Below are 6,580 nucleotides of genomic sequence, written 5' to 3' on the forward strand. Positions count from 1 at the left end.
GCACAGACTGCCGGGCGCATTGCCGCCGTCCAGATGATCGCGCATCCATGCGTTGGCCGCGTCGGCATCGGATTGCGTCACGCTCCCGCCCGCCTGCGCGGCATCATCCGTTCGCGCTGGGGTGGCGGTCCCGGCTTCCTTGCGGTAATTCGCAATCGCGCCAAGAACGTCGTCAATCTCGCGTTCGATCCAGTGCCAGTTCGGTTCCTGCGCGGCCGGGGGCAATTCAGGGTTGAAGCTATCTCGCCCCCAACGCATCGTCTTGCCGAGAGCAGCCAGCAATTCACCTAGTTCCTCGACCAGCTTTCCGGTCGCGAAATCCAAGCCGGGGCGCATGTATTTCTGGTCTGTCATCACGCTTCCTTCTCTTGGAGTTTTGCAACGATAACGTCGGCATAGTGTTGGAGGCGCGCGTCATGATCTGTCGTGCCCGCCCTATCGTTCCAGTATGGATCGTCCGTCATCGCAGCTATGACCGCCTCCCGCAGCCCAACCGGCTCAGCGGCGGGAGGGTGGGCGTAGAGAGGTGGAGAGGCGGCCAGAACGTCCTTTATGCTGTTGCGCGCCCATTGAATTTCTCGCTCGCTCGGAGGCTCACAACGAGGTGTTGAACTTTGCCCCTGCCGCATATTGGCGAGGTTCTCCGCCCATTCACGGGTCGCTTTGGCAGCCTCCCCGCCCCCGTTGCCGATGGTGTCGGAGGCGAGGGCGCGGCGGGCGGTTCTGGCCTCTTTGCAAACGGCGCACGGACAGCGATCTGCGGCTAGCGGGCTAGCTAATGACCCCTTTCCCATCGGCTTCCAAGCGGCGATAGCTTCCGCTTCCGTCGAGAACGAGCGAAACATATCTGTGGGAACGGCGTACATCACGCAGGCCGGATCGTGTTCGAACGTGACATACCAAGGATAACCGGGGTCATCGTCCTTGCGCATTACCGGCTCTCCACCGCAAAACGGGCAAGGCTCCAGCGCGCTACGCAGGTCATGCGAGGGGGTGTCAGTGGTCATGTCTCTGTTACTCCTTCTCTCGCTCGCCGAGCGCCTGGATATGCTCCCGCCGCTTGAGGGCGATCCGCCGCCCCTTCTCAGCCGTCGCCTTGTTGTATGTCCGCGTCTGCGCGAGCGTCTTATGGCCGGAGATCGGCCGGACGTCCGCCTCACCGCTGTCGCCGATCTCGGTGATTCCGCCGTGCCGAAAGCCCGTGAACGTCATCGCCTTCGGCAGCCCCGCCTTCGTGCAGATCCGGCGATGCACCGTCGACATCCAGCGCTGCTCGAACGGCTGGCCGTTGCGCTCATCCACTATGATCGGCCCGACCGGCTGGCCGAACTCATCCCGCACCGCGCGCTCGCGCAGGTCCAGCAGCTCGCGCTCCAGATCGGGGTATAGCTGCACCGCCTCCCCCTCGACCTCGATCGACAGATCCAGCCAGACCGGATTGCCCGTCTTGCGCTGTATCAGCGCCATGGCCACGCCCGGCTTGTAGACGGACCATTGCAGTCCGGCCGGCGGCTCGCGCCCGTCCTTCACCGCCTCATCATCCGCCCAAAGCCCGAAGACTTGACTGACGCGCTGGCACGCCTCGAAACAGAGCGCGGCGGCGGCGGCCATGTTCTGGTAGCCCATGGCCCGCGCCGTCTCCCGGTAGAGGTCATATTCCGCGCGCGTCGTCGGCCGATTCTCACCGGCTGGCGTGCTCTTGATCCCCATCCCGGCGAACGGGTTATCCTTCACGCCCGTCGTCCGCTTGTGCCGCGCCGCCCATTTCCAGACGAGGCGGCAGACCTGCATGGCATAGGCCGCCTCCCGCTCACCCTTGTCTCGCAGCTTGCGATAGAGCGTGTCGGCCGTTTCCCCGTCCATGTCGCCCGCCATGCGGTTGCCGAGCGTCCCACCGGCGCGAGTAGGAAAGGCGGCGACGATCTCCATGAGGCGGCGGTAGTCGCGCTGCGTCTTGGGCTTCAGATCGGTGTAGCGATCCTGCTCGCGATACCATTTGAACAGCCAGGAGATCGAGCCGGGCTTGAGCGTCTTGCGCTCCGCGCCCAGGCGCCACTCCTTCAACGTTTCATTGAGGCCGTCGGCCTTGGCCACCGCCGCGTCGTAGCTGGTGCCGAGCGCGCACGATTCGACCGGGCAGGGAAAGCCGTGGCGAACGGCCGGGCTGCGCTCGCCCGTCTTCGGATCTTTCACCGTCGCCCAATGCGGCAGCTTCCAATAATAGGCACGCTCGCCCGACGCCAGCTTATGGGGCGTCACATAGGCGGGCAGCTTCATGATCATCTTGCCCATTACAGTTCGATTCCGCCCTTGCCTTCGGAGCCAAACAGGTCGGCCAGCGCCGCGTCGAGATCGCTGCGCAGGGCCAGCATCGCGCCGCGGGGGCCGCGCGGGCGGAAGCGCACCTTGGCGGCCCGCTCCCACTCGCGCATCTGGTCGGTGCTGACGCCGGTATAGGCCATGGCATAGTCGCGGTTCATCGCGGCTGGCCAGTCGGGCAGCTTTTCAAGTGCTAGGCCCATCGGGCGTATCCTTCTTGAAGGGGAATATGATGTCAGCTGCAAACAGGGGCGTCTCTTTCGCGGGCTGTGGCTTACCGTACATCGCCAGATAGACCTTGCAGTGCTTGGCCCAAACGCGCTTGCCCCATGACGTGCCACCGTGGAACCCGGCCGCATTGTCGCGCAGGATCTGCCGTCGGGCCTTCCAATCGGCTCCGGTCGGCACGTCGGCCATAAGGTGTGCAATCCGCGCCTTGGCGGCGGCCTGCCAGTCGCTATACATCCGAGATACCTTCCGTGATGGTCCGAAATTCCTCTTCCGCTGCCTCGACCTCGCTCCATTCATCGCAATCGCCGTCGCAGATCGGCTGGCCGCAGTTGAAGCATTGTTCGCTATGGCAATCCGGTTCCTCGCAATGGTCGCAGCCACAGCCGCTGAACTCATCCGATCCGCAGCAGAGGAAGCCGCAGGCGTTACACATGGGCGGCCTCCATCCTGATTCGTTTCTGGATCAGCGCGCCCAGCGCCGTCAGGCGGACATGGCCCTGCCCCCGGTTCTCAAACGGATGCTCTCCGCCCGATACGGACACGACCATCTGCCGGCGCGCGAGGGCAGCGCAGGTTTGCAGCCCGTTGCCTGGCGCTTGCACCGCATAGGTGAAGCGAAGATCCTCGGCAGGATAGCCACGCGCCGGCTGGAGACGGGCGAGCAGCTTGCGCTGGGCGGCGGACAGGGAGCTGATGAGAACGTCGATGGCGACGCGACCTTCCTCCAATCCGTCGCTCTCAACGGCGTCCGCAGGCTTTAACGGGTCGGGGCCGCCACGGATGTGGTCGCGGATCATCTCGTCCAGCGCATTGGCGTCGGGTAGTGGCGTCCAGAACAGGCGCGCCTCCGTCTCTTCGTCGGCGTCGCGCCACGGCCAGCCGCCGACTTCCATGCGCATCTTGCCGCGCTCCCTGTGGCCATCGGACGCGGCGGCGGTGATTTCCATCTCGACCGTATGGCCGCAATTGAGGGGTGAGCCGACATAGGGCGCCTGCTCTATGGGCCAGAGCCACCAGATGACTTCGCCATAGGCTTCATTCCATTCATCGAAGGGGTGCGGCTGGTTCATGCTGCCTGCCTTTCAACTCGCTGGAGGTAGTGGCGGATCACATTGACCGGCATTGAGTTGCCCAGCGTCTTGTAGCGCGGGCCATCCGCCATGCAGTCGGTGATCAGATCGCCATCCGCGTCCTTCGCTGCTCTGCCCTCGATCGTTGCATGCGCAGCCTCGTCGGCTGGCACCTTGCGCCAGCGATAAGGGATAGCGGTGAAGTGATCCGGGAAACCCTGGAGCCGTTCGCACTCGACCGGTAGGAGCCGCCGCACGTTCGATCCATACTGCACGGAAGAGTGCCCGCCCCCGTTCGTATGACTATCCTTATGGCCCACGCCGAATCCGGCCTGACCGCTCGCTTTGCAGTCGAAGGCAATGGCAATGGCCGGCGGATGGGCCTTAGCGCTCAGCGTGTGACAAGGATCTCCTGGCTTGGGGCTGGATCCGTTCGCAGGGCTGGTGATCTGTGAGGTGTCAAATGGGACCGGAACAATCGGCGTCCCTCGACCTGTACCATCCTCGGATGCATCGAAGCCTTCACCGCGCAGTGCGTGCGTAACCAGCATAGTGTCGGCGGTATCCGCCGACATGCCCGGATAGCGATTGCCGCCGGTCATGTTCCCGCCGGCCGCAAGCGTTCCGGCGACGTGCGCGACGAAGGTTTCCACCTCAAAGTCCACCCGCTGACCCTTCGCGGTCAGGCATGCCGCCCGGTCGATGGGTCCGCTCGTGTTGCCCCCCCCGAAGGCGAGGACGCGTCCGTCAATTCCGTCCTTGTGGCTGACGCCTCCAGAGCTTGCCGTAACGGTGCTGGCAGCACCTTGCCCCTGTTCGCGGCGCGGCGGATTATTCCCGTGCAGGCCAGCGCGCTCAAAAAGTACCGCAGCGGGATCAATCCCGTCCACAAAACTTGCGACAAGGATGACACGCGCGCGTCGCTGGGCCAGGCCGAAATATTGAGCGTCCGAAACGCGCCACGCGGCTTTTCCGAAGGGTCCATCAACCATGCCCGCACTCGGCCACCGTCCGCGTTTGAGTGGAGAAATGATGGGGGTATCGCTTCCGACAATTCCTGCCAGGAAACATCCGAAGGGGTTGTCGGCATGGGAGAGGATGCCGGGGACGTTTTCCCAAAGGAATCCCCGGAGACTTCCAGCGCGTCGAAGAGCGTGAACAAGGCGGAGAAACTCCATAGTGAGGTTGCCACGGGCGTCGGCCATGCCACCGCGCAGGCCCGCGACTGAAAAGGACTGACATGGCGTGCCGGCGACGAGCCATTGCGGCAGGGTGACGCGCAGCCTGCGGAGAAACCGCACGCGGATTGTAGTGAAGTCGCCCCAAAGAGCGGGGCCGGTGCCAGAGCGCGTGCGGCTGGCATCCTCTGCGCCATGGCGGTAAGCCATGATTGCGCGCGGTGCTGGCTCGATCTCGGAGGCGAGCGACCATTGCCAGTGCGGCATGGCGACTTCCGGCGCTCCGATCCCGGAGCAGACGGTGGCAGCGATCATCAGTCCGGCTTCCCAATCATCTTGTTGTGGACGTCCACATGTCGAACGGGTCCGGCGGGTAGATCGGCACGCCCTGCTCGGCGCAGACCAGGCAGAGCGCAGCCTGACGCCGACACAGGAAGTAGCTGCCGCCATATTGCTTGATGGCGTGCGCCGGGCCGTACTTGCCCATGCGGATGGGCACGTCTTCCGTGGTTTCGAGGTCGGCGCCGAACTTGCTCATTCCGCTGGCACCTCACCATCGTCTAGCGGTGCGGCCGGCACGCGGATCTTGCGCTTGGCGTCGCCCCAATAGGTGATCGTGGTCTGCGCGTCATTGAACACCTTCACGGCGGCGGCAAATTCGGCCGTGCCATTCAAGTCGTCCATGCTGGCGTCTTCGAACATATCTCCCGTGAGATTTTCGAAGATGTCGTCAGCATCGATGCGGGGATAGGCTTCGGTAGCCGGCATGACCCAATCGTGGCCGTCGTCCCGCGCCTCATCCAGCTCATGATACATTGGGCCATCACCATCGAAACCGAAGTACGGCCCGCCGTCGTCTGGGATTTCGGCGGCACTTTCGATCTGATGAGAGATCGAGCATGCGCGGCAAGCCAGAGAGCCTTTGTGACACTGCTCCCCGCAGTGTTTGCAGATGTTATGCGTCTTGCAGGTGTAGCAGTCCGCCGCCGCCTCTTTGGCCGCTTCGTGCTGGCGCTCTTTCGTCGCCAGGTAAATGGACGGCGAGTGGACGGCGCCGCAGGTGGCGCAGGCGTACATCAAGGGCTTCTGATCGGGATCGCCCAGCGCGACGAGGATGAGGGGTTCGGCCATCACGCCGCCACCTTGGCGAACAGCGCCTTGAACCGATCGCCATAGCTGCCATGGACAGCAGCCAGAACGGCGTCGAGCGGCAGCTCATTGGCATCGCGATCCAGCCCAGCCTGAGCCATCCCTTCCCGCGTTCCAGATTCGCAGGCGCCGGTGATCAGGCGGAAGTCGTTGATATGGACGGTGCCGCGCGCCTTGATCTCCGCGACCAGTTCGCCCTCATCGAAATCATGCTCCATCTGCTTGAAGCGCAGATCGCGCAGCGCCTGCTCGATCGTTTCGCCGTGCGCGCTATATTCGCCGCTGGCGGCGACATAGGAGCGCTTCAGCTTGTCGATATCGCCGCCCCGGAAATAGGCGGCGTGCGAAATGGTGATGCCGTTCTGGCTGCGCTCACTGAGAATGAGCATGGTATAGCCATCGACCTGGCGCAGACGGATTTGCTTGCCCTGATAGGTCTGCAATTCCGAGGTCAGCCCGCGCAGATAGACGCCGCCGCCGTTGCTGAACGTCACGCCCTCGGGCAGCGAGGTCAGCCCGCGCAGATAGACGCCGCCGCCGTTGCTGAACGTCACGCCCTCGGGCAGCGAGGTCAGCCCGCGCAGATAGACGTCGCCGCCGTTGCTGAACGTCACGCCCTCGGGCAGCGAGGTC

The 6,580-nt window shown here is 64.0% G+C and carries 11 protein-coding genes; all 11 read right to left on the minus strand.

What is annotated here, in order from left to right:
• Window positions 1-354, minus strand: a 354-nt coding sequence (locus RQH62_RS24660) for a hypothetical protein (protein WP_311271296.1), incomplete at its 3' end; no start/stop codon positions are given.
• Entirely contained in the window at window positions 354-1,007 is a 654-nt protein-coding gene (locus RQH62_RS24665; RefSeq protein WP_311271297.1) for a hypothetical protein, read from the minus strand. The genes RQH62_RS24660 and RQH62_RS24665, both read right to left, overlap by 1 nt.
• Window positions 1,008-1,014: 7 nt before the next feature.
• Entirely contained in the window at window positions 1,015-2,292 is a 1,278-nt protein-coding gene (locus RQH62_RS24670; RefSeq protein ID WP_311271298.1) for a hypothetical protein, read from the minus strand.
• Window positions 2,292-2,522, minus strand: coding sequence for a hypothetical protein (locus tag RQH62_RS24675; RefSeq protein ID WP_311271299.1), 231 nt, complete (start codon window positions 2,520-2,522; stop codon window positions 2,292-2,294). The genes RQH62_RS24670 and RQH62_RS24675 overlap by 1 nt, the downstream gene beginning before the upstream one ends.
• Entirely contained in the window at window positions 2,506-2,784 is a 279-nt protein-coding gene (locus RQH62_RS24680; protein ID WP_311271300.1) for a hypothetical protein, read from the minus strand. Before RQH62_RS24680 ends, RQH62_RS24675 begins: the two co-directional genes overlap by 17 nt.
• Window positions 2,777-2,983: a hypothetical protein gene (locus RQH62_RS24685; protein WP_311271301.1), complete on the minus strand. Its 207-nt coding sequence runs from the start codon at window positions 2,981-2,983 to the stop codon at window positions 2,777-2,779. Before RQH62_RS24685 ends, RQH62_RS24680 begins: the two co-directional genes overlap by 8 nt.
• Complete coding sequence (locus RQH62_RS24690) at window positions 2,976-3,620, minus strand: hypothetical protein (RefSeq protein ID WP_311271302.1); 645 nt, start codon at window positions 3,618-3,620, stop codon at window positions 2,976-2,978. Before RQH62_RS24690 ends, RQH62_RS24685 begins: the two co-directional genes overlap by 8 nt.
• Window positions 3,617-5,113, minus strand: coding sequence for a DNA cytosine methyltransferase (locus RQH62_RS24695; RefSeq protein ID WP_311271303.1), 1,497 nt, complete (start codon window positions 5,111-5,113; stop codon window positions 3,617-3,619). The genes RQH62_RS24690 and RQH62_RS24695 overlap by 4 nt, the downstream gene beginning before the upstream one ends.
• Before the next feature lie 16 nt (window positions 5,114-5,129).
• Window positions 5,130-5,336 carry a hypothetical protein gene (locus RQH62_RS24700; RefSeq protein WP_311271304.1) on the minus strand — a complete coding sequence of 69 codons (207 nt, stop codon included), beginning with the start codon at window positions 5,334-5,336 and terminating at the stop codon, window positions 5,130-5,132.
• Window positions 5,333-5,929, minus strand: coding sequence for a hypothetical protein (locus RQH62_RS24705; RefSeq protein ID WP_311271305.1), 597 nt, complete (start codon window positions 5,927-5,929; stop codon window positions 5,333-5,335). The genes RQH62_RS24700 and RQH62_RS24705 overlap by 4 nt, the downstream gene beginning before the upstream one ends.
• Window positions 5,929-6,580: hypothetical protein (locus RQH62_RS24710; RefSeq protein ID WP_311271306.1), on the minus strand; the 652-nt coding region annotated here is incomplete at its 5' end. The genes RQH62_RS24705 and RQH62_RS24710, both read right to left, overlap by 1 nt.

This window comes from Sphingobium sp. WCS2017Hpa-17, from assembly GCF_031843765.1.
Classification (GTDB): Bacteria; Pseudomonadota; Alphaproteobacteria; order Sphingomonadales; family Sphingomonadaceae; genus Sphingobium.

Bases quoted from the DNA above. Each gene is read 5' to 3' on its own strand.
- RQH62_RS24690 (WP_311271302.1), bottom strand. From the start codon at position 3,620: ATGAACCAGCCGCACCCCTTCGATGAATGGAATGAAGCCTATGGCGAA.
- RQH62_RS24665 (WP_311271297.1), bottom strand. From the start codon at position 1,007: ATGACCACTGACACCCCCTCGCATGACCTGCGTAGCGCGCTGGAGCCT.
- RQH62_RS24680 (WP_311271300.1), bottom strand. From the start codon at position 2,784: ATGTATAGCGACTGGCAGGCCGCCGCCAAGGCGCGGATTGCACACCTT.
- RQH62_RS24695 (WP_311271303.1), bottom strand. From the start codon at position 5,113: ATGATCGCTGCCACCGTCTGCTCCGGGATCGGAGCGCCGGAAGTCGCC.
- RQH62_RS24685 (WP_311271301.1), bottom strand. From the start codon at position 2,983: ATGTGTAACGCCTGCGGCTTCCTCTGCTGCGGATCGGATGAGTTCAGC.
- RQH62_RS24670 (WP_311271298.1), bottom strand. From the start codon at position 2,292: ATGGGCAAGATGATCATGAAGCTGCCCGCCTATGTGACGCCCCATAAG.
- RQH62_RS24700 (WP_311271304.1), bottom strand. From the start codon at position 5,336: ATGAGCAAGTTCGGCGCCGACCTCGAAACCACGGAAGACGTGCCCATC.
- RQH62_RS24705 (WP_311271305.1), bottom strand. From the start codon at position 5,929: ATGGCCGAACCCCTCATCCTCGTCGCGCTGGGCGATCCCGATCAGAAG.
- RQH62_RS24675 (WP_311271299.1), bottom strand. From the start codon at position 2,522: ATGGGCCTAGCACTTGAAAAGCTGCCCGACTGGCCAGCCGCGATGAAC.